Annotated in this window: 18 protein-coding genes and 2 tRNA genes; 12 read left to right on the top strand and 8 right to left on the bottom strand. The window is 54.8% G+C overall.

Features of this window, described 5'->3' with window-relative positions; all coding sequences use genetic code 11:
- Positions 1 to 12 precede the first annotated feature (12 nt).
- The 8 genes from D5085_17740 to ccmB all read left to right on the top strand — a co-directional run bounded on the left by D5085_17740 (position 13) and on the right by ccmB (position 6,903).
- Positions 13 to 1,650: a hypothetical protein gene (locus D5085_17740; GenBank protein QEP44814.1), complete on the top strand. Its 1,638-nt coding sequence runs from the start codon at positions 13 to 15 to the stop codon at positions 1,648 to 1,650.
- Between the two features lie 72 nt (positions 1,651 to 1,722).
- Entirely contained in the window at positions 1,723 to 1,923 is a 201-nt protein-coding gene (gene ccoS / locus D5085_17735) for a cbb3-type cytochrome oxidase assembly protein CcoS (protein QEP44813.1), read from the top strand.
- A 146-nt stretch (positions 1,924 to 2,069) separates the two neighbouring features.
- Positions 2,070 to 2,597 carry a protein disulfide oxidoreductase gene (locus tag D5085_17730; protein QEP44812.1) on the top strand — a complete coding sequence of 176 codons (528 nt, stop codon included), beginning with the start codon at positions 2,070 to 2,072 and terminating at the stop codon, positions 2,595 to 2,597.
- Positions 2,597 to 3,772: a class I SAM-dependent methyltransferase gene (locus D5085_17725; GenBank protein QEP44811.1), complete on the top strand. Its 1,176-nt coding sequence runs from the start codon at positions 2,597 to 2,599 to the stop codon at positions 3,770 to 3,772. The genes D5085_17730 and D5085_17725 overlap by 1 nt, the downstream gene beginning before the upstream one ends.
- A gap of 45 nt (positions 3,773 to 3,817) precedes the next feature.
- Positions 3,818 to 5,134: a 30S ribosomal protein S12 methylthiotransferase RimO gene (gene rimO / locus D5085_17720; protein ID QEP44810.1), complete on the top strand. Its 1,317-nt coding sequence runs from the start codon at positions 3,818 to 3,820 to the stop codon at positions 5,132 to 5,134.
- A 31-nt stretch (positions 5,135 to 5,165) separates the two neighbouring features.
- Positions 5,166 to 5,609: an MCE family protein gene (locus D5085_17715; GenBank protein ID QEP44809.1), complete on the top strand. Its 444-nt coding sequence runs from the start codon at positions 5,166 to 5,168 to the stop codon at positions 5,607 to 5,609.
- Positions 5,610 to 5,612: 3 nt separating this feature from the next.
- Positions 5,613 to 6,242, top strand: coding sequence for a cytochrome c biogenesis heme-transporting ATPase CcmA (ccmA, locus tag D5085_17710; GenBank protein ID QEP44808.1), 630 nt, complete (start codon positions 5,613 to 5,615; stop codon positions 6,240 to 6,242).
- A complete protein-coding gene (ccmB, locus tag D5085_17705; protein QEP44807.1) occupies positions 6,235 to 6,903 on the top strand; it encodes a heme exporter protein CcmB in 669 nt (222 codons plus the stop codon). The genes ccmA and ccmB overlap by 8 nt, the downstream gene beginning before the upstream one ends.
- 158 nt (positions 6,904 to 7,061) lie before the next feature.
- On the opposite strand, the gene D5085_17700 is transcribed toward ccmB, so the two are convergent.
- Complete coding sequence (locus D5085_17700; GenBank protein QEP44806.1) at positions 7,062 to 9,959, bottom strand: phosphohydrolase; 2,898 nt, start codon at positions 9,957 to 9,959, stop codon at positions 7,062 to 7,064.
- Between the two features lie 11 nt (positions 9,960 to 9,970).
- Positions 9,971 to 11,716, bottom strand: a complete 1,746-nt coding sequence (locus D5085_17695; protein QEP44805.1) for a polyamine aminopropyltransferase — start codon at positions 11,714 to 11,716, stop codon at positions 9,971 to 9,973.
- Between the two features lie 146 nt (positions 11,717 to 11,862).
- On the opposite strand from D5085_17695, the gene D5085_17690 reads away from it, so the two are divergent.
- Genes D5085_17690 through D5085_17680 form a run of 3 tightly spaced genes read left to right on the top strand, consistent with a single transcriptional unit; the run spans position 11,863 to position 15,523 of the window.
- Positions 11,863 to 12,822 (top strand): hypothetical protein, encoded by a 960-nt coding sequence (locus D5085_17690; GenBank protein QEP44804.1) that lies wholly within the window; start codon positions 11,863 to 11,865, stop codon positions 12,820 to 12,822.
- Positions 12,816 to 13,730, top strand: a complete 915-nt coding sequence (locus D5085_17685) for a hypothetical protein (GenBank protein QEP44803.1) — start codon at positions 12,816 to 12,818, stop codon at positions 13,728 to 13,730. Before D5085_17690 ends, D5085_17685 begins: the two co-directional genes overlap by 7 nt.
- A gap of 11 nt (positions 13,731 to 13,741) precedes the next feature.
- Positions 13,742 to 15,523: an N-acetylglutaminylglutamine amidotransferase gene (locus tag D5085_17680; protein ID QEP44802.1), complete on the top strand. Its 1,782-nt coding sequence runs from the start codon at positions 13,742 to 13,744 to the stop codon at positions 15,521 to 15,523.
- 6 nt (positions 15,524 to 15,529) lie between these two features.
- Here the strand turns inward: D5085_17680 and cysQ are convergent, their stop codons facing one another.
- Positions 15,530 to 16,342 (bottom strand): 3'(2'),5'-bisphosphate nucleotidase, encoded by an 813-nt coding sequence (cysQ, locus tag D5085_17675; GenBank protein ID QEP45218.1) that lies wholly within the window; start codon positions 16,340 to 16,342, stop codon positions 15,530 to 15,532.
- A 74-nt stretch (positions 16,343 to 16,416) separates the two neighbouring features.
- Here cysQ and D5085_17670 point away from each other — a divergent pair, with 74 nt between their 5' ends.
- Positions 16,417 to 17,079, top strand: coding sequence for a GMP/IMP nucleotidase (locus D5085_17670; GenBank protein ID QEP44801.1), 663 nt, complete (start codon positions 16,417 to 16,419; stop codon positions 17,077 to 17,079).
- Positions 17,080 to 17,152: 73 nt separating this feature from the next.
- On the opposite strand, the gene D5085_17665 is transcribed toward D5085_17670, so the two are convergent.
- From D5085_17665 to ectA, 5 genes are all read right to left on the bottom strand, one after another.
- A tRNA-Glu gene (locus tag D5085_17665) sits at positions 17,153 to 17,228 on the bottom strand.
- A gap of 20 nt (positions 17,229 to 17,248) precedes the next feature.
- Positions 17,249 to 17,324: transfer RNA gene (locus tag D5085_17660), tRNA-Ala, on the bottom strand.
- 56 nt (positions 17,325 to 17,380) lie between these two features.
- Positions 17,381 to 17,809 carry an ectoine synthase gene (locus tag D5085_17655; GenBank protein ID QEP44800.1) on the bottom strand — a complete coding sequence of 143 codons (429 nt, stop codon included), beginning with the start codon at positions 17,807 to 17,809 and terminating at the stop codon, positions 17,381 to 17,383.
- The gene (gene ectB / locus D5085_17650) at positions 17,806 to 19,089 is read right to left on the bottom strand and encodes a diaminobutyrate--2-oxoglutarate transaminase (GenBank protein ID QEP45217.1); all 1,284 of its coding nucleotides are present in this window, start codon (positions 19,087 to 19,089) and stop codon (positions 17,806 to 17,808) included. The genes D5085_17655 and ectB overlap by 4 nt, the downstream gene beginning before the upstream one ends.
- Before the next feature lie 67 nt (positions 19,090 to 19,156).
- Complete coding sequence (gene ectA, locus D5085_17645) at positions 19,157 to 19,654, bottom strand: diaminobutyrate acetyltransferase (GenBank protein ID QEP44799.1); 498 nt, start codon at positions 19,652 to 19,654, stop codon at positions 19,157 to 19,159.
- Between the last annotated feature and the right edge of the window lie 78 nt (positions 19,655 to 19,732).

The following is a 19,732-nucleotide window of genomic DNA, read 5'->3' as shown; positions in this document are numbered from 1 at the left end:
GAGAGCGTTAGGGTGACGAAGCAGCTACAGCGGGCGATAGACGATAATCTCCACTTTTTAGTGATAGAGGTCGCATCGCAGTTAGCGACCCTAACGCACTACCTACAGCAGCCGAGCGAGACGGTCGGTGAGGCGCTTCTCGGTCGCAGTGGGTATGGCTATAACCTCAAGGTGCGCATTCAAAACCACTGCCTAGAGCTACTTAAAGAGAGCGAAGCTGCCAATGTCCACTACTGGCGCGGTATCGAAACGGTGGCCTCAGAGCTAGCGCAGATAACCGCACTAGGGCGTCACATTGTGCATCAGGTTGACCACCTACAGCGTCCTAGTCAATTAAAACAGAGCAAGCTGGCGCAGTGGTTAGAGATCGTACAGACGGCGATTGCCGATATTGAACCGGCACTGGCGCAAAAAAATAGCCGTCTGGCGCTAAAAATTGGCCGTAGCGAAGCGAGGCTCGATCGCCACTACGCCCGCTATTGGCGTCAAACCCTCAAACAGCTACAGCGGGGTAGAGCGCCCGAAGAGCGGCTGCTACTGTTGCGAATAGCGCAGTTAATCGAACAGATGGGGGATAGTCTGTTATTGATGAGCGAGGCGATCATCTCCGGCAATGTGGGCCAACCGCTCGATATGGAGAGCTTCTACTCGCTACAGGCATCGATAGAGTCGCTGACCGAGGAGGGGGATGCCGAGTCGGTCTCGATGCGGTCAATCGCTGAAACCCGTTCCGGTAGCGGTATTTCGGCCTTAACCCTCTCGCGCGGCGAACAGCAGACCACGGCCATCTATAAAGCGGGTCAAAAGAGGAAACTCAAAGAGGAGCGCGAAGGGGTCGAGAGCTGGCACGAGATCTATCCCGGTCTAGCACCGCGTATCCTCTCCTATAAAAAGCGGGGTGAATCGGCAGCACTACTGATTGAGCACCTTGCCGGCGAGACCTTCGAGCGGATAGTGCTACACCAGTCGCAGGCGCAGATTATGACAGCACTCAAATATCTCAACCGAACCTTAAGCCAAGTCTGGCTAGAGACGCGGCGCAACCAGCCGATTCAGGCGAACCACATGGCTCAACTGCGCCAACGGCTGCCTGATGTCTATGCGATTCACCCCCATTTTCAAAACGGTTCGGTGACGATAGGGGGCAGCCGCTTAAGGAGTTTTGAGCAGCTATTACAGCGGGCCGAAGAGGTAGAGCAGCAGTTAATCGCCCCCTTTTCGGTCTATATTCATGGCGATTTTAATGTCGATAATGTGATTTTTGATCCTAACGAGAAGCGGATTAACTTTATCGACCTCCACCGCTCCTGCTATATGGACTATGTGCAAGATATTGCGGTCTTTATGGTCTCGAACTATCGACTCAGAATTTTAGATCAACAGGTGCGGCAGCGGATTATGCTCCTCTGCCGCCGTTTTTATCAAAATCGGCGTCAATTTGCCCTAAAACAGAGGGATAAGAGCTTTGACGCGAGATTGGCACTAGGGCTGGTGCGCTCCTTTGCCACCTCGACTCGATTTATTCTCGATCAGACCTTAGCTGAGGAGATGTTCTATCGCAGCCACTACCTGCTAGAGCAGCTCTTAGCGGCGACACCGCAACGCTTAAAAAAGTTTCGCCTGCCGATAGAGGCACTATTTCGAGGGTAGGGGCGCTAGCATCCCTATCGGCTATCGGGCATAATGGGCCGGTTATCTATTTTTTCTTAGGGTACTCTGGCAATGGAAGTGATCTATTCATTAATTCCGGGAATGATCTTTTTGGGGTTAATTTTGGTAGGGGTGCTGATTTGGGCGGTGCGTCGCGGTCAGTATGATGATCTTGATGGTGACGGCCAGCGCATCTTAATGGACGAAGATGAGGAGATGATGCAAAATTCGGTGGCGAATAAGCGGGGCCGTAACTGGCCCGACGCCGATTAGTCTGAAATTAGATCTGACATTAAACTCAGGAGTAGAACTATGATGGGCATGCTGTTTTCAATGATTGGCTTGGCGTTAATTGGTTGGGTGATTTACAAAGTGGTGCAATCGAAAAAGGGCGATAACAGCTAAACCGGAGCGCTCGGTTGGGTTGGTTGACGAAAGGATCTATTCGGCCGATTCACATAGCGCGGTGGGGAGGGCAGATTGCCCTCTTTTTAATTCTGCTCTGGGGCGCTGAGTGGTGGTTGAGTCGTGAAGTGGTCAGGGGGGAGATGCCCGCTTTTGTCGCGACGACTATTGAGGGCGAGCAGTTCAATAGCCGAGAGTTTGCAGAGCAGCCGTGGCTGCTCCATCTATGGGCGAGCTGGTGTCCGGTGTGTGAGCTGGAGCACGCCTCAATGGAGTCGCTGGCGGTGGATGTACCGCTAATGAGTATCGCCATGAGCTCTGGCAGCCTCAATGAGGTGGCTAGTTATATGGCCGAGGAGCAGTTGAGCTATGCGGTCATTAACGATCCCGAGGCTGCCTTGAGTCGCGCTTTAGGGGTCTTTTCCGTGCCGGTAACGCTAGTTGTCGATGGCCACAACCAGATCCGTTTTGTCACCCGTGGCTATACCAGCGAGTGGGGGCTACGGGGGCGCTTGTGGTTGGCGAGCTGGTTACAAGACTGATGCTCGTTCCAATGAGTCAGCTACCGCAACCGAGTGGCGATGAGTTGGCGCTCTCACAGCCGCTACAGCGGCAGCTAGTGGCCGAGATGAACGCCTCTGCGGTGGGGGCGATCTCTTTTGAGCGCTTTATGACGCAGGCGCTCTACCAACCGCGCTATGGTTACTACTGCCGCCCGACTGAGCTATTCGGTGTCGCTGGGGACTTTATCACCGCCCCAGAGTTAACGCCGCTGTTTGGTCAAAGTTTAGCTAATGCGCTGTTACCGCAGCTAGAGCAGTGGGGTGAGCAGACGCGACTTATCGAATTTGGTGCCGGCAGTGGTAAGTTAGCCGCCGCGCTGTTACAGCGCCTAGCGCAGCTAGATAGGCTGCCGGAGCGCTATATTATTGTCGAACTAAGCGCAGCACGACAGCAGCAGCAGCAGCAGCGACTACAGCAGCAGCTACCTGAGCTCTTCTCTCGCATTGAGTGGTGGCACACGCTACCGTCACAGCAGGCGTTAACGGCGATAGTTATTGCGAATGAGGTGATCGACGCCATCCCCTTTAACTGCTACTGCCAGAGCGAGTCGGGGCTACATGAGCTGGGGGTGGGGTGGCGTGATGGGGCCTTTTATTGGGCCGAGATGGCGCTGGAGTCGAGCCGAATGCCGCCGCCATCGTGGCCTATCCCCGCCTCGGTTGATCTAAGGTTTGAGTTTGGCCGCCAGCACTCTGCTTGGCTAGCGACCGTGGCCGAGGCGCTGAAAGAGGGGGCGATTTGGTTACTCGATTATGGGGTGACGATGGCCGACTACTTTGAGCGACCAGAGGGGCGGCTGCGCGGCTACTATCGCCACCATCTGCTCGATAACCCGCTGTTATGGCCGGGATTGGTCGATTTGACCTGCGATGTCAACTTTACCGCGCTGGCCGATAGTGCGCTGGCGCTGGGGTTAGCTGTGCGCAGCTTTACAACGCAGTCGCAGTGGCTACTCGGTGCCGGGCTATTATCGTTAGCAGAGGGACAGCTCTCAGGCGGTACGCTTAGCGATACCGACGCTATCAAGTTAACGCAGCAGCTACAGTGGTTGACCGATCCGGCTGACATGGGCGATAAGTTTAAGCTACTGCTGCTGGAGAAGGGGCGCTCTACGCTCGACTACCCGTGGCGTGATCTGCGCTATCGACTATAAGCGACTCTATCATATTTTAATATATTTCTAAGGAGAAGAGGCAGAGTGAGTGGTGCGATAGGCTTTATTAGCCTCGGCTGTCCTAAGGCGACGGTCGATTCAGAGCGAATTTTGACCCGCTTAAGGGCGGAGGGGTATCAGTTTGTCAATGACTATAGCGCGGCCGATTTAGTCATTGTGAACACCTGTGGCTTTATCGATGCGGCGATAGAGGAGTCGTTAGCCACTATCGGTGAGGCGCTGCAAGAGAGTGGTAAGGTGGTGGTGACCGGCTGTCTGGGGGCGAAGACGGGGGTGGTGGAGCAGGCGCATCCGCAGGTGCTAGCGGTGACCGGGCCAGACTCTGCCGCCGAGGTGGTTGACATTGTCCATCGCCACCTGCCGCCAGAGCACGATCCTTTGACCGCTCTACTCCCCGCAGGCGGCGTCAAACTGACCCCGCGCCACTACGCCTATCTGAAGATTGCCGAGGGGTGTAACCAGCGCTGTAGCTTCTGTATTATCCCCTCCTTGCGGGGGCCGCTAGTTAGCCGCCCGTTGGAGGCTATTTTGACTGAGGCGAGTGCGCTGGTTGACGATGGGGTTAGAGAGCTACTCATCGTCGCCCAGGATACGGCCGCCTATGGGGTCGATAAGCGCTATCAGGCCGCCTTTTGGCGTGGTAGGCCGCTGAAGAGCCGTATCGAGACGCTGGTGGCTGAACTCGGTGAGCTGGGGGCGTGGATTCGACTCCACTATCTCTACCCCTATCCCCATCTTGAGGCGCTGATTGAGTTGATGTCCGATTCGCTTATTTTGCCCTATCTCGATATGCCACTACAGCACGCCTCAGCGCCACTGCTTAAGGCGATGCGTCGCCCAGCGAAGCAGGAGAATATATTGCGGCGCATTGAGTCTTGGCGTCAGCAGCTGCCCCATTTAACCTTGCGCTCGACTTTTATTGTCGGTTTCCCCGGGGAGAGCGAAGCGGATTTTGAGCAGCTACTCGATTTTTTAGCGGCGGCTCAGCTCGATAGGGTCGGTGCGTTTACCTATTCGGCGGTGGACGGGGCGGTGGCGAATCGGTTGCCTAATCCGGTACCCGAGGCGCTAAAGCAGGAGCGGTTAGAGCGCTTTATGGAGCTGCAAAGTGCCATTAGTGCCAATCGGCTACAGCAGCGGATCGGGGAGCAGAGTGTGGCGATTATTGATGAGGCGCTGGGGGGGCAGTGGGTGGGGCGAACCCCGGCAGAGGCACCGGAGATCGATGGGGTGGTTTGGCTCGATAGCCGTGAACCGTCTCGCTATCAGGCGGGCGATGTGGTCGATATCGAAGTGACCGCAGCCGATGAGCACGATCTGTTTGCCACTATCGTCAGTTAATCCAGGGTTGAATCGTTAGGAGGAGGGAGAAGTGTTGAGAGTAAGACGAGGTATCGGGCTGTTACTATCGCTAGTCGTAGCGGCGCTACTTTGGGGGTGTCAGAGCGCGGCACCGTTTAGCCTCAGCGCCCGTTTTATGGGGGTCGAGGGGCTGAAACAGGGGGCTGAGGTAACCATTGCTGGGGTAGTGGTGGGCGAGGTGACGCACATTGCGCTCGATCCGCTAAGCTACGAAGCGGTGGTGACGCTAGCCATCGCGCCCCAATATGGCCGTCTGCCGAGTGATACCGGTGCAATGATCGGTAGCTACGGCTTTTTAGGCGAGCGCTATGTGCAGCTACAGCCGGGGGGGGCGAGTGAGCTGTTACAAGCGGGGGCTGAAATCGTGCTCACGCAGCCTGCGATGACGCTAGAGCGACTCATAGGACAGTGGCTCTTTAGCCAAGGTGGTGAGAGTCGTCACGGAGGGTGGTAGCGGGTGTTACAGGTTGAGCAGTTAAGTTGTGAGCGGGGGGAGCGGCGTCTGTTTACAGGGGTTAACTTTACCCTAAAGCCAGGAGAGCTTCTCTATGTGGAGGGTCGTAATGGGGCCGGTAAAACGACGCTAATGCGAGCTGTGGCGGGACTCTTTAACCCCGCGGAGGGGGAGATTTGGTGGCAGAAGCAGTCGATTGGCGAGTTAATGGAGGAGTATTTTAAGCAGATGCTCTATGTAGGCCATCGTGCTGGTATTAAAGAGGAGCTGACAGCGACAGAGAATCTGCAGTTTGCGGCCGCGATGAATTGCCAACCGGTCACGAAGGAGTCGGTATGGCAGGCGCTATGGCAGATCGGGTTAAGGGGTTATGAAGATCAGCTAGCTAGAGCGATGTCGGCGGGGCAGAAGCGGCGAGTAGCGCTAGCGCGGCTGCTGTTAAATCGGGCGCCTCTATGGCTGCTAGATGAGCCCTTTACCGCACTCGATAAGCGAGCGGTGGCTCAGTTAATGGCGACGATTCATGCCCATCTGCAGCAGGGGGGGATGGTGATGATGACCACCCATCAGGAGGTCAATTGGAGTGATGTCGAGATTCAGCGGCTGCAGTTACAGGGGCTCACGCATGGGTAGGGCATTTTTGGCGATGGTTCGGCGTGATCTGCGGCTAACGATGCGTCATCAGGGCGATATGGTGACGCTGCTGGTCTTCTTTTTAATTGTCACTAGCCTCTTTCCGCTGGCGATTGGCCCGGAGCTGGAGGTGCTGCGGATGATCGCGCCAGGTATTGTCTGGGTGGCGGCACTGCTGGCGTCGATGCTGGCGCTAGAGCGGCTCTTTGGACAAGATTTTGCCGATGGCACCCTAGAGCAGCTCTGTTTGAGTAGCTGGCCGCTGTCGCTGCTGGTGCTGGCGAAAATTGTTACCCACTGGCTGGTCACCGGGCTGCCGCTGGTGGTGATGGCACCGATAGTCGGGCTACAGTATGGGCTACCGGGGGGGGCGTTGTGGGTGCTGTTTATCTCGCTGCTTTTAGGGACTCCAGCGCTAAGTGCGATTGGCGCGATTGGGGCGGCGCTAACTCTGGGGCTGCGTGGGGGAGGGGCGCTGGTGTCGCTCCTGATACTGCCGCTGGTGATTCCGGTGCTTATCTTTGGTGCAGGTGCAGTGGAGGCCGATAGCTCTGGACTGGGTGGGGAGGGGCACCTCTATCTGTTAACCGCCATGACGCTAGTTGCGCTCTTTTTCGCCCCCTTAGCGGCCGCTGTGGCGCTGCGGATATCGTTAGAGTAAGTGTTGTGTTTGAACAGGAGAGATGAGAATGGGGGTGGGTAGAACAACCTCTTAAAGGTGGCGAGGCTAGATTGCCTGACTCAGGCCGATCATGCGCTCTATCGGGCGAAGCATGATGGCCGTAACCGAGTCGTGAGTGCCGGCTTGGCCGAAAAAAGTTAGCGCAGGGAGGAGGCGAAGGCGGCAATGGCTGCACTATCCATATCGATTTGGGCCGGATTGAGGTTGCGTTTTGCATAGTTCTCAATGATATTGCTGCGCAGAAATAGTGCGAATAGCTCGGCATCTATGTGCTGTTTTTCACTCATTGAGGCGAGAATTTTTAGCGCTTCGCTCAAACACTTGCCCTTTTTATAGGGGCGATCATCGGCAGTTAACGCCTCAAAAATATCGGCAATGGCGACCATTCGGGCGGTGGTGGAGAGCTCTTTGGCTGTTAATCGACGCGGATAGCCGCGACCATCAAGGGTCTCATGGTGGTTGCCGGCAATGTCGACTACCTTGCCTAGCCCCTCCGGAAACTCTAGCTGACTTAGCATCATTTGGGTCTGAATGATGTGGTCGTTAATTTTATAGCGCTCTTCGGTCGTCAGAGTGCCGTAGGAGATCGAGAGATTATAGAGCTCACCCCGATTGTAGAGCAGCTCTGGAGACTCTAATTTGAACCCCCACGGATTATCGATCGGCATCACCTCATCGGCGGGGCGGGCAATGCGCTGCTCTGCTCTGTCGGTTAGTAGGGTTTCGGTGACCGGTAGCGGCTGCGGCGGCTCGCTATAGCGCTGTAGCTCCATATAGGAGAGGCCGAGTCTATCATCGAGGGTGCGCTGCCAGGTGCGGGCACCAATCTGTTTGAGGCGATCGATATTGGCCGGATCCATAAACTCATTACCGATATTGCACTCGGCGATAAAGGCGAACTCCTGATCGAGCTGCTGCTGCTGCTGTTGGCACTGCTGTTTTGCTTGCGCGTCACTCTCCCCTCTGAGAATCGCTTGGTAGCACTGAATCTCGGCATCGCGCTTTAATATCTCAAATCGTTGTCTTACTTCGTGAATACGATTATAGATGGTTTCGAGCTTAGTCGCCTTATCGACCACATACTCCGGAGTGGTAATTTTACCGCAGTCGTGTAGCCAAGAGGCGATATGGAGTTCGTACTGCTCAGCGGGCGTGAGCTGGAAATCGGCGAAGGGGCCGCTGCTCTCTGCCTGAGCCGCTTGGGCCAACATTTGGGTTAGTTCGGGAACACGGGCGCAGTGGTTGCCGGTGTAGCGACTTTTAGTATCGATAGCGCTACCGATGAGTTGAATAAACGACTCAAACAGCTTTTTATGTTGGCCGGTTAGCTGTCGATTCTCCAGTGTGACCGCGACGAGTCCAGAGAAGGCTTCAATAAAGCTAATTTGGGCATCATCGACCGGCTGCTGCTCGCGCAGTAGTAGGAGTAGGCCGATCGGTTGTTGTTGGCGGTTAAGTAGCGGCACGGCCACTTGGTAAATGGGCGGATCGGGTAGGGGGGGGAGGCCTAGAGCGGCCATCTCGGCGGCGCTTAGCTCTGAGCTGCGGGTCGAGCCATCGAGCATGGAGAGGGTCGCTAGGCTCTTCTGGCTACCGCAGTCGAGGGGGGTGGTGGGGAGGGGGAGGGCGTTGCCGCTATGGTGAATCGCCACTGTCGGTTCAAGGCGACCGAGTTTATTATTGTAGATGTAGAGGAGGCCGTAGCGGGTCGTCGATATCGCCAACATCTTTTTAACGATATAGGGCAACAGTAGGGTATAGTCGTGTTCAGCCACTAGCGAAGTGCTAGTCTGTTGGAAGGTATTGATGGTGCTCTGGAGATTTTTGAGTGTCAGTGCGAGCTCGTTGACCTCAATAATCAGCGAGGGATGCGCTTCAATCTTGCTCGAAAAGTCGAAGTGGCGCAGCCGCTCGGCGTAGCGGGCCACTTGTCGAATTGAGCTAGCAAGGTGGTTAGAGAGCCACCAGATCACCGGAATAACGGCTAAGATAATCGCCAAACTGGTCAGCGCCGAGCGTTTAAGAATCGTATAGGCTTCGGCAAATAGCTCCGGTTCGGGCATGGCCGAGAGTAACAGAATATCCCCCGCCCCCTGAAGCAGAAACGGCGTTAGGTGGTAGAGCCAATCGCCCTCTTCTAGTGAGACGGTGCGATAGCTATCGCCGCTGTGTAACGGCTGTTGGGCTATCGCTTGGAGTAGCGGATCGCCACTACCACTTAGGGTTGGCAGCCCTTCCGTGCGCCTCTGTTGCAGTAGCTGCTGCATCTGTTCGTGGGCGATAATCGCCCCTTGTGGGGTAATGAGTAGCAGCACGGCGCTGGGGGTGATCTTCTGCTGTGACATCAACTTATCTAGCGTTTCGGTAAGGATATCAACCCCGATGACGACGCCCTCCTCTCTAACGCTGCCGGCGATGGTGTAGCCGCTCTTACCGCTAGTAAAGAAGGGGTAGGGGCGGGTGGTAATTAGCTCGTCACTGCCAATCGCGGCCTGATACCAAGGGCGTTGCCGAGGGTTGTAGCGCTGGGGGTAGTCGGGTTGTTCTAGCTGCTGTAGCTGTTGCAGCTCGGTATCGAAAAAGAGGACTTGACCTCGCTCCCCTTCGATGGTCTGCACAATATAGCGGCTGTGGGCCGGTATCGGCACCCCAAACCGTTCGTTGTCGTTCTCAATGGTGTGCAGATAGAAGAAGTCGCCATCGCCATAGGCCAGATAGAGGGAGGTAATCACGCCATCGGCATTGTCAAGCACTTGGCGCAGAAAGGGGAGGTGACGCAGGCGCTCTGTGGTGCTGCTGCTCTCAATGAGGGGGTGAGCGCGAATTAAATTGACCGCCATTTGCGCCGGTTTGACCATGCTGTGCAGGGTGGTTTGGGTCTGTTGACTGACTCGGGTGGTCAGTTTATCGGCCGTTGAGGCGAGGATCGCGCGGCCCTCATAGTAGGAGGAGAGCCCTAATAGCAGACCAGTGAGGGTGACTAGCGCGATAAAGAGGGTCGAGATGTGGATATGGAGGGGGTATTGCTGTTTCATGGCGTTAAGTATTAATCACCCTCGTTTGGCAGTGCAACTCTTTTTTGGTTTGGAACGATTCCCATCTCTCGCTGCCAGTCCTTATGGTGGTACTGGTAGGTGGCTAGCGAGCCGAGGCGGTTGATCGCTATCGACTCAACCTCATCAAAGTAGTGGCGACTAAATTGAAAGGCCGCTAAGAGCACCCCTTTGGTCGTCCAGCCGTCGTCAACCGGCATCTCTGCGGCTGTGGCAATCCGTTCTGAGGCTGGGGGATCGTTTAAGGTGGCAAGATGCCAGCCCCATTCGCCAAACGAGGGGACATTGGCGTGGTAGGGTTCGACATGGGTAAAACCGGCATGTTTTAGCGTCTTGCCGATAGAGAGAAAGGCGCGTTTGGCATGATAGGGGGAGGTGGATTGGAGAGAGAGTACCGCATCGCCTGCCATCACCATGCGAATTTTGCTGTAGAAGCGGGAGGAGTAGAGTTTATTCAGATCGGGGTGGTTCGGATCGGGTAGATCGATAATGACGACATCAAAGAGCCGCTGTGCCTCAATCAGACTATCTATGGTAATAAAGGCATCGCCAAAGTGGGTCTTTACCCGCGGATCGCTAAAAGCGTGTTGATTGAGTTGTAGTAGTCGTTGATTGACTACGCTACCTTGTAACTCTAGCGGTCGGGTAAAGAGATCAACTAGCTCTGAGTCGAGATCGAGTAGGGTGACAGTGTCGGGGTTCCAGCGCAAAATATCGCGCAGCGCTAAGCCATCGCCACCGCCGATAATTAAGATATGGTGACGGTGGGGGTTCGCTACCATCGGCGGGTAGGTAAGCATGGCGTGGTAGATATGCTCATCGGCACTTGAGAACTGGGTACGGCCATTGATATGGAAAAAGATCACCTCCGGCTCTGTCGGCGAGAGCTGGCGTGAGGTGACTACTAATCGCTGAAAACGGGTGTTGTGGCGCAGTACCACCTCATCTCGATAGATGAGATCCTCCATGGCGTGATCCCAGTCGCTGCCGTAGCTCGCTATCTGTAGAATAATCAGCGCTACGGTGGCGTTAACTAGCAGCAGCGCTCCGGCATGGCCGATGCGTTGCCGAAATAGGGCGAAAAAGGTGAGCCCTAGCAGCAGGTTGACCGCAGCGGTCATTGATGCGGCTAGTGTGACCGGCAGCGATAACATCGCCACAATCCATAAGGTCGCGCCGATACCGGCACCGATATAGTCGATGCCGTAGATAGCCCCGGGATCGTTGCGACGCCAATCTTGGTAGAGCTCGGCCCGAATGCGGCCGATAAGCGGAATTTCGATACCGATTAAAAAGCCGAGCAGGGCGCCGAGTAGATAGGGGCTGAGGCGGGTAAACTGCGCTAGGCTCTGTAAGACTCCCCCTTCAGGGATTAGATCGCGCGGTAGCGCGAAAGTATCGGCCAGACTCTGTGGCAGCAGGTAACTTAGGGCAAAGATAGCCCCGATAATGAGGGTGGCCGAGGCACCGATGAGGGCTAGCAGGCTCTCTAACCAAGCAAAGCCGGTAAAGGGGTTGGTAATCTTTCTGGCCGCAAACGATCCTAACCCCATCGAGATCATCATAGTGGTAATCATGCCGAAAATAGCCACATCCATCGCGCCTAAAACCCGTCCGGCGTAGTGGGCGAGTAGATATTCGTAGATGAGGCCGCAGCCGGCACCGATAGCTAGAATCAGCAGTAGCAGTCGATCTAGTAGGCGGGGGGAGAGTTGGTTCAGGGGGAGGCTCCTGTCTATGTCGCTATAAGGGGGCTATGGTAGCCTGAAGCGGGGAATTAATCCAATGGCCGAAGAGGGGCGGGTGGGGGCCATATTGCAACGACGATGGCGAGCGAGTTGTGCTACACTTTCAACCACATTTTTCTCTGTAGGAGCTTTACTCTATGGGCAGTTATGGCAAAAACTATAGCCGATCGATTTTGATTCGATTTGTCATTCTTACCTTGCTAGTCGGGGGGCTGGTCGTCTATGGCGCGATTGAGCTGCGGGCGATCTATTGGGAAGATCAACTCACCACCACCGGCTTGTTAATTAATGGTGCCATTTTGGCGCTATTTGGGCTAGGAATGGTGAAGCTGTTTCTGATTTTATTACGCTATCAGGCTGAGGAGGGGGCACTGGCTCAGTTTGTGAGTGCCATTGATGCCGGTGAGTCTCAGCCGACTGACGATCTGTCGCCGAAGCGGATCATCTGTCAGCGCTACGAGATGGTTAAGAAGATGAACCAGCGTAGCGTACCTATCGATCAGGCGGCGCTCGCCTCGATGCTGCTAGCGAGTGAGAGTACTCGTATCTCACTGCCAAAATTTGTCCACAATATTCTGATTTTAAGCGGCGTGTTTGGCACCATCGTCTCCCTCTCTATCGCCTTGGTTGGGGCATCTAATCTGCTAGAAAATAAAGAGATATTTGGCAATATGGGGATGGTGATTCACGGTATGTCCACCGCACTATCGACCACCATTACTGCCATTATTAGCTATGTCTTTTTCGGCTACTTCTATCTGAAATTGACCGATGCCCAGACCCATCTATTGAGTCGAGTGGAGGAGGTGACCTCGGTCTATCTTCTGCCCCGCTATAGCCACAGCGAGCAGTCGGTGATTGCCGAAGTCGGGGGATTGGTGCGTCAACTGCACAACATTGTGATCACTATGCAGAGTAGCCAGCAGGAGTATGCAGCAGCAGGAAGAGAGCTCTATCAGGCAGTCGATGGCTTTCGGCAGCAGCTCGCTCCCGTTGCCGGTGAGATGGAGCGCATTACCCGCCTGCTACAGCTCGGTTTTCGCCTCTCTGAGAGCGATCTGGAGGCACTAAAACGGGGCGATCGGCCATCATGTTAAGAGGGGGCTTTGTCGATCTGCGCCACGATAGCAGCAGTGACCACGGTGCCGGCAGCTTCTGGCCATCGTTTACCGACATTATGATGGTGGTGGTGATGATCTTTATGCTGGCCAGTACAGTGCTAGTGCTGCGTAACTTTGAGCTGGTAAAGGAGCTCAGTAGCACCATGGAGGCAGAACAGCTCGCTAGCCGTCTCGCTGAAGTAGCGACCGAAACCAACGCCACACTCGAAGAGCAGCTATCGCAGACCCAGTACCAAGTCTCCGAACTAAGAATGAAACTGATGCAGCGGGAGGAGGCCAATGAGCTGATGACCCAAATGTTGCAAGATCAAGATAAGCAGCTAACCGATCTAAATGGGCAGCTCCAGCGACTGCGTGGCGATCTCTCGCAGCAGAGTCAGCTAGCTCGCGAGAGCCAACAGCAGCTACAACAGACCCGCGAGGTGAAACAGCAGCTCGAACAGCTACTTCAAACAGAGCAGCAGCGGCTAGAGAGTCTGCAACAGAACTACCAGCAGCAGGTTGTCGATTATGAGACGCTAAAGCGACTTAGCCGCAGTAGTGATCAGCGGCTCTCACTAGTACAGGGACAGTATGAGCAGCTCAAAGTAGAGTATGACAAGTTGGTGCGTCCGGCCCGTACCGCGCAGGGCAAATATGTGGTCGATGTGCGCTATCGAGTGGAGGCAGGGGCTAAAATTATCGAGTACCATCTACCGGGGGAGGCGGGTTATACCCAACTGTCGCTGCCCGAACTGCATCAAAAATTGCAGCAGCTACAGCAACAGCACCATAATCAGCTCTACATTAAGGTGATTATTCCCGATAATAGCGGCCTCTCTTACAACGAGGCGTGGGAGTTTACCCAAAAGGTGCTCAGTCGTTACGACTACTACTATCAATAGCAGGTGGCATAATGTGTGGAATAGCCGGTGAGTTCCGTTTTGATGGCCAAAAGCCCCAACCCCAAACCGTGGCGCGAATGTTGCAGCAGCTACAGCGTCGTGGGCCGGATGGCGGTGGGCAGTGGCAGCAGGGGCAGATCGCCTTAGGTCATCGCCGTCTGGCGATTATCGATCTCTCTGACGCTGCGGCGCAGCCGATGGTCGATAGCGAGACCGGCCTGACGCTGGTCTTTAACGGCACGATCTACAACTACCCCGAACTGCGGCAGCAGCTCATCGCTAAGGGGCACACCTTCCGCTCCCATGGCGATAGCGAGGTCATCTTAAAAGCCTACGCCGAGTGGGGCGAGGCGGCGGTGGCTCGGTTAGATGGCATGTTTGCCTTTGCAATTTGGGATAGTCGTCAGCAGAGGCTCTTTTTGGCGCGAGATCGAATTGGCATTAAACCGCTCTATTATAGCCACACCCCGCAGCGCTTTCTGTTCGCCTCTAACACTCAGGCGCTACTCGCGACGGGGGGGATCGACACCACGCTCAACCCTATTGCTCTGCACCACCACTTTACCCTGCACGCGGTGGTGCCGGCACCCGATACCATTTTGGCCGGCATCCATAAACTCCCCCCCGCCCACACCCTGCTGATTAACTATCGAGGCGAGGCACAGCTCAACCGCTACTGGAGTCTGACCGCAGAGCGGCCCGCGACGCCGTTATCAGAAGCTCAGTGGTTAGAGAGGATCAAGCAGCAGCTACAGCAGGCGGTAAAAAAGCGGCTAAAGATTGCCGATGTACCGGTTGGGGTACTGCTCTCAGGTGGGCTTGATTCGAGTCTCTTAGTCGCTCTGCTAGCCGATCAGGGGGTGAGTGATCTGCACACCTTCTCCATCGGTTTTGAAGATCAACCCGAAGAGAGGGGGAGTGAGTTTGAGTACTCCGATCAGGTGGTCGAACGCTATCAGAGTCAGCACCATAAAATTATTATTGCCAATGAGCAGGTGCTACAGCGGCTGCCAGAGGCGGTCACCCAAATGGCCGAGCCGATGGTCGGACAGGACGCAGTCGCCTTCTATCTGCTAGCCGAACAGGTCTCACAAACCGTGAAGGTAGTACAGAGTGGTCAAGGAGCCGATGAGCTCTTTGGGGGCTACTTCTGGTACTCACAGATGGTGGCGGCGGAGGGGAGCCCATTAGAGCGCTTTGCGCCGTTCTATTTTGATAGAGATCATGCTGACATGGTGCAGATGTTGCAGCCAGAGTGGATAAGCGGCGATGTTACCGCCGCCACCATTGAGGCGTTACTGCAACAGCCGGGTGCCGACAGTTGGCTCGATCAGATATTGCGGCTCGATGTGACAACACTGATTGTCGATGATCCGGTCAAACGGGTCGATAATATGACCATGGCGTGGGGGTTAGAGGCGCGGGTACCGTTTTTGGATCACCACCTAATTGAGCAGGTGATGCAGGCACCGCCAGCGTTAAAACTCGGCCCGAAAGGGGATGAAGCCAAATATGCCCTAAAAGAGATTGCTCGGCCGCTACTACCGGCGGCGGTGATTGATCGTCAAAAGGGCTACTTTCCGATGCCGGCGCTCAAATATGTGCGCGGGGAGTTTCTCGACTTTATGGGCGATATTTTAAATAGTCAGGCGTGTCGTCAGCGGGGGCTCTATCAGCGACGCTATGTCGATAAGCTACTCTTAGAGCCAGACCAACACTTCACCCGTCTGCAGGGGAGTCAACTGTGGCATTTAGCGCTGCCGGAGCTCTGGCTGCAACAGCAGGGGTTATAGGGCGCATTAGGGGGAGGGCAGCAGGTAGTGGCGCAGCGCCTCACCGCCACCGAAGGCGATAAAGTGGGGGTTGAGCAGCTCCTCACGGCAGTTATAGCGTAGCGGCGTTAAGGTGGTATCGGTCAAGTGGCCGCCCGCCTCTCGCAGAATAATCTGCGCCGCGGCAGTATCCCACTCCGAGGTCGGGCCGAAGCGGGCGTAGATATCGGCTACCCCTTCGGCGACAGCGCACGATTTTAGCGCACTGCCGAGAGTGAGAATCTCATACTCCGGTAGGCGCTGTAGCAGCCTTTTTAAAGCAGCGCTGTAGCGGGAGCGGCCACAGGCGAGCACGACTCTGCCCCCCTGCCACTGGCGCACCCTAATCGTTTTAGGGGGGCGTGTCGCCTCCCGTTTCCACGCCCCTTCCCCCTCACAGGCGTAGTAGTAGCTCTCCACCACTGGCGCATAGATTACCCCCAATTTTGGCATTTGGTCGCAAATGAGGGCGATATTAACGGTAAACTCCCCCGTATGGTCGATAAATTCGCGGGTGCCATCTAAGGGGTCAACCAGCCAATAGCAGCGCCACTGCTGCCGTTCACTAAAGGGGATAGTTGCCGACTCCTCACTTAAGACCGGAATAGCGGGGGTGAGCTGCTGTAGTCGCTGTTGAATGAGGCGGTGGGCGGCAAGATCGGCGGCGGTAACGGGTGTCATATCGGCCTTTTGTTCAACTTTTAGCTCGGTGGCGTAGAGCTCTAAAAGGGTGCGCCCGGCTTCGTGTGCGATCTCGATCACCGCTGCTGTCAGACGGGAGATATCAGCAAGTTTGATCATACTTGACATCGGCTGCTCTCTTTAGCTTGTGGTAACATTAGCGCTCATCATAGCGCATTTAAGGGGAGAGGCCTATGCCGACGATAGCTTGGGAGCAGATTGATACCGTTTTTCTCGATATGGATGGGACGCTGCTCGATCTTCATTTCGATAACTACTTCTGGCTCACCTATGTGCCTAAACAGTACGCTTTGCGCCATAACCTGCCGCTAGCGCAGGCGACGGCTGATGTGATGGCCAAATCGCAGGCGCTGCAAGGGCAGCTAGAGTGGTACTGCGTTGACTACTGGAGTCGGGAGCTTGAGCTCGATATTGCGCTACTAAAACGGGAGGTGAGCCATCTGATTCGAATTCACCCCCATGTGATTCCCTTTTTAGAGTCACAACAGCGCTCGGCGCGGCGAGTCGTCTTAGTGACCAATGCCCACACAAAGAGTTTGGCGCTAAAGATGGAGCAGACTCGGCTTCACACTTGGCTCGATGCCTCGATTAGCTCCCACGATTTAGGGGTGGCCAAAGAGCATCCCGACTTCTGGCACCGATTGCAACAGATTGAGCCGTTTGATCCCGATAGAACGCTGTTTGTTGATGATTCTGTCTCGGTGCTACAGGCGGCGTTTAACTACGGTTTTCGCCATTTAGTGGCGATTTTAGCCCCCGACTCTAAACAGCCGAAGCGCGAGGCGGGTCAGGTGCCGTGGCTCTGTGTCGATAGCTTTGCCGAACTAGTGAACTAGTCAAGCCGTTATAAGGATGAGTGTACAGCCAATAAAAAAGGGCCACGATCACTCGTAACCCTTTGATTTTAATTGGCGTCCCCAAGGGGAGTCGAACCCCTGTTACTGCCGTGAAAGGGCAATGTCCTAGGCCTCTAGACGATGGGGACTAAACAGTTACCTCTCTTTTTGGTGGAGCTAGGCGGGATCGAACCGCCGACCTCTTGCATGCCATGCAAGCGCTCTCCCAGCTGAGCTATAGCCCCGAAAGGTGGGCGTATTATAGATAATTTTCTGAATGTGTCAAGGCTATTTTTTGATTTTATGCCCCCCGCCGCAGCTTCTGCCACGCCTCATGTTGCGGATGGGCGCTATAGGCACCGTCAGCATCATGTTTTTCGTGGCCGGTTACCGGGGGGTTAAAGGCGCAAATGAGCCGCATGTCTTCGCTGCCGCCACGCAGAATGTGACGGTCATGATTATTGAGCAGATAGAGGGTACCGTCACGAATGGGGTGGATCTCGCCGCTAGCTAGATCCTCTATCTCTCCATCACCGGCGACGCAATAGACCGCTTCAATGTGATTTTTGTACCAAATCGGGGTCTTTGTGCCCGCTTTAATGATAGTTTCGTGGAACGAGAAGCCGGCTCGATCGCTATCAATAACAAAACGGCGACTAACCCAGTTACCGCTATCGGCATGAACTTCCCGCTCGGTGCCCTTCATGTCATCGAGTGTACGAACGATCATGCGGCAGTATCCCCCGTCATGGCGATCTGTTTTTGCGCTAGTAACTCACCGATGACCTCATCGATAATAGCGATGCCTTGTCGTAGCGTCTCCTCTTCAATGATCAAGGCGGGGAGGAACTTAACCACACTATCATCGGCACCGGCTAGCTCAATGACTAGATTTTTTTGAAATGCGGCACGGGAGACCTCGCTCGCAAAACCGGTACGGTGAATATCGAGCCCCCATACCATGCCGCGACCGCGCAGTTCGATATCGAGTTTGGAGCGATACTTTTCGACAATGGCACCTAGCTCCTGCTCCATAATCTCGCCTTTATAGTCAATAGCGTTAGCGAAGTCGTCATTATCCCAGTAGCCCAGCGCTTGGGTAGCGGCAACAAAGGCCAGATTATTGCCGCGAAAGGTGCCGGTATGTTCACCGGGTTGCCACTGATCGAGCTCAGGTCGCATGAGCAGCAGTGCCATCGGCAATCCGCCGCCAATCGATTTGGAGACGGTAACCATATCGGGTTTTATGCCGGCTCTCTCAAAGCTGAAGAAGGTGCCGGTGCGACCATTACCCATCTGGATATCGTCGATAATGAGTAGAATATCGAACTCATGGCAGAGGTGCTCTAATTCTTTGAGCCACTCAAATGAGGCGACATTAATGCCCCCTTCACCCTGAACCGTCTCGACGATAATGGCGGCGGGTAGATCAACGCCACTAGAGCTATCGCCGATAATTTTACGCAGATAGTCGATGGTATTGACCCCCTCGCCTAGATAGCCATCGAAGGGGACTGAGTCGGCGTTATTGCGGGCACCATACGACTCGTCGCGATAAAAATCGTTACCGGTGACCGCCAGCGCCCCCATGGTCAGACCGTGATAGCCGTTGGTAAAGGCAATAATATTAGAGCGCCGTTTGACCATTCGGGCCAGTTTGAGAGCCGTTTCGACAGCATTCGTCCCCGTAGGGCCGGTGAATTGCACTTTGTAGTCGAGATTGCGCGGGGAGAGAATGGTGTCGCGAAACTTCTGCAAAAAACTCTTTTTGGCGACCGTCGCCTTATCGAGGGCATGTACAATGCCGTCCCGCTGCAGATAGTCGATCAGGGCGCTGCTAATAAGCGGATTATTGTGGCCATAATTTAAGGTGCCGGCACCGGCAAAGAAGTCGATATATTCGTTGCCATGTTCATCGTAGAGAAACGCCCCTTTGGCGGTATCAAATATGGCCGGAAATGCACGAACATAGCCGCGAACTTCAGACTCCATCTCCTCAAATATACGCATGGTATTCTCCTGTGTTGCTAGAAAAGTGGGATAGGGCGCCAGCATGAGCTGCTGACGATAGAACTGATTAGATTTTTAAGGTTACCCGTAATAGAATTTCGCTCTCATGGGAGGCATCGCTGCCAAAGGCGGTGGCGGGAAGAAAGAGCTCTTCATCGATAGCGGTGCCTTGATCGTGTGCGACTCCCTCAAATATCTTGCGTGAAGCGATATTGTTGGGGTTAACTGTGGCCTCGATTTGGGTAATATGGCGCAACATTGGTTGTTGCAGTAGCCAGTCGAGCATACGGCGAGCAATCCTTTGTCCCCTTAAGTTAGGGGCGACCACGACTTGCCAAACAAACAGCGTCTTAGGTCGAGTCGGCAGAGGATAGGCGGAGATAAAACCTCCGATTTCGCCCGCTGTCTCGGCCACAACGCAGCTATTTGCAAAGTGGCGGCAGAGTAGGTAGTAGCTATAGATCGAGTTGCTATCGAGCGGCGGGTTAGCAGCTATTAAGTTAGTGATGATAAGCCCCTCATCGGCAAGGGGGTGACGGAAAAGGAGGTTTGATTGATGTGGCATAAGTTTGACTTGTTGCTATCAGCAATTGTTTAGACGACTAAATATTAACACGGCCTAGAAGAGATAGCAAATGTATCT

It is taken from the genome of Ectothiorhodospiraceae bacterium BW-2 (assembly GCA_008375315.1).
In the GTDB taxonomy this organism is placed as follows: Bacteria; Pseudomonadota; Gammaproteobacteria; order Thiohalomonadales; family Thiohalomonadaceae; genus BW-2.
The sequence above is the reverse complement of the archived record's forward strand: the minus strand, read 5'-3'. Positions and strand labels throughout refer to the sequence as shown.